The sequence below is a fragment of the Streptomyces sp. UH6 genome, from assembly GCF_013421635.1.
Taxonomy (GTDB): domain Bacteria; phylum Actinomycetota; class Actinomycetes; order Streptomycetales; family Streptomycetaceae; genus Streptomyces; species Streptomyces abyssomicinicus.
Genome location: NZ_JACADT010000981.1, coordinates 1 through 2,104 on the forward strand (window position 1 = coordinate 1; position 2,104 = coordinate 2,104).

Below are 2,104 nucleotides of genomic sequence, written 5' to 3' on the forward strand. Positions count from 1 at the left end.
GGCCCGCCCAGTACGCCAGCCCGTGGGCGAGTTCGGTGACCCTGGCCGCGTTCTCGCCGTACTCCAGCAGCGCCCGCACGGCGTGCCCCACCCGGATCACCGGATGCGTCGCCCCGGCGACGATCCCCGGCAGCAGCCGCGGCCACCAGCGCACCAGGACCGGCCGCCAGCCCTCCTCGACGACGGCCCGACCGAAGTGCGCGGTCCAGTCTCCGAGCCTGCGCGGGTCGCCCAGCGCCTCGCGCCACTCCGCCTCCCGCACCGGATGCGACGAGCCGGGCAGGTCCTCCAGCTTGGTGAGCGCGTACCGCTCCAGCCAGCGGTGCGCGCTCGCACCGTGACCGTGCCGGACCAGCGCCTCCACCGCCATGGGGGCGTGGTTGGAGAGCCAGCCGTCACGCTCGGGCCCCGCCCGGTGCAGCCGTTCCAGCGCCTCGTCCAGCACTCCGGTGTCCGTGCCGCTCATCGTCGTCAGCTCCCTCGGGCCGGTGTCGCGGCCGGCCCTCGGATCGATGCCCGCCACCGGCCCGGTGCAGTCACTGCGATCAACCTAGGGGAGCGCGGCGGCCCGGTACACCGGCCCTGGACCCAGGTCCCGGGTCCCGGCCGCCCCTCCTCCCCGGGACTGTGCTGAACTGGGGCGAACCCCTCCGCCCCCTCCGACCGCCCCGGGAGCATGCCTTGACCCTCCGCTACCGCCAGCCCGGCGTCGTCCTCACCGACCACCGCTTCACCGTGCCGCTCGACCACGCCGACCCGGGCGGCGAGACCATCGAGCTGTACGCACGCGAGGTGGTGGCGAGCGACAAGGCGGACCAGGACCTGCCCTGGCTGCTGTACCTGCAGGGCGGTCCCGGCATGCCCGCCCACCGCTTCGTCGGACGGCAGGCCTGGCTGGAGCGGGCACTGAGCGAGTTCCGGGTGCTCCTGCTGGACCAGCGGGGCACCGGCGCCTCGACCCCGGCCAACCGGCAGACGCTCCCGCTGCGCGGCGGCCCGGCCGCACAGGCGGACTACCTCACGCGCTTCCGGGCCGACTCGATCGTCCGTGACTGCGAGGCGATCCGCCCCCTGCTCACCGGCGGGGCGCCGTGGACGGTGCTCGGCCAGAGCTTCGGCGGCTTCTGCACCGTCGCCTACCTCTCGCTCGCCCCCGAGGGCCTGTCCGCCGCCCTGATCACCGGCGGCCTGCCCTCCCTGCACGCGCACGCCGACGACGTCTACCGCGCCGCCTACCCGCGCATGGAGCGCAAGGTCGCCGCCCACTACGCCCGCTATCCCCAGGACGTGGAGCGGGTCCGCCGCATCGCCGAGCACCTGTTGCGGCACGACGTCGAACTGCCGGACGGCCACCGGCTCACCGCCGAGGCGTTCCAGTCGCTGGGCGCCATGCTCGGCTCCGGCGACGGCAGCCACCGGCTGCACTTCCTGCTGGAGGACGCCTTCGTGCTCCCCACCCCGGACGGGCTCCAGCTCTCCGACGCCTTCCTCGAGCAGGTCCGGCAGTCCCTCACCTATGTGAGCCACCCGCTCTACGCGGTGCTCCACGAGGCCATCTACGCCCAGGACGACCGGCCGACCGCCTGGTCCGCCGAGCGCGTGCGCGCCGAGTTCCCGCAGTTCGACGCCGGCCGGGCGCTCGAGGAGGGCGAGGCCGTGCTCCTGACCGGCGAGACGGTGCACCCCTGGCTGTTCGACTGCGACCCCGCGCTGCGACCGCTCCGGGAGACCGCCGAGATCCTCGCCGCACGCACCGACTGGACCCCGCTCTACGACCCGCGGCGGCTCGCCGCCAACGAGGTCCCGGTGGCGGCGGCCGTCTACCACGACGACCTCTACGTCGACACCGGCCACGCGCTGGAGACCGCCCGCGCGATCCGCGGCCTGCGGACCTGGGTCACCGACGAGTTCGAGCACGACGGCGTCCGCGCGGGCGGTACGCGGGTCCTGGACCGTCTCCTCGCCCTGGTACGCGACGAGGCCTGACGCCGGGTCAGGGCCGGGGCGGCGGCCGGACACATCCGGCCGCCGCCCCGCGTCACCGCGTCACCGCGTCACCGCGTCACCGCGTGACCGCGTGACCGCGTGACCGCGTGACCGCGTG

2 protein-coding genes are annotated in these 2,104 nt (G+C 75.0%); one reads left to right on the forward strand and one right to left on the reverse strand.

Annotation, left to right across the window (positions count from 1 at the left end; translation table 11 throughout):
- Positions 1-466: questin oxidase family protein (locus HW445_RS28275; protein WP_180223696.1), on the reverse strand; the 466-nt coding region annotated here is incomplete at its 3' end.
- A gap of 215 nt (positions 467-681) precedes the next feature.
- On the opposite strand from HW445_RS28275, the gene HW445_RS28280 reads away from it, so the two are divergent.
- Positions 682-1,986: an alpha/beta fold hydrolase gene (locus HW445_RS28280; RefSeq protein WP_180223697.1), complete on the forward strand. Its 1,305-nt coding sequence runs from the start codon at positions 682-684 to the stop codon at positions 1,984-1,986.
- Positions 1,987-2,104: the final 118 nt, after the last annotated feature.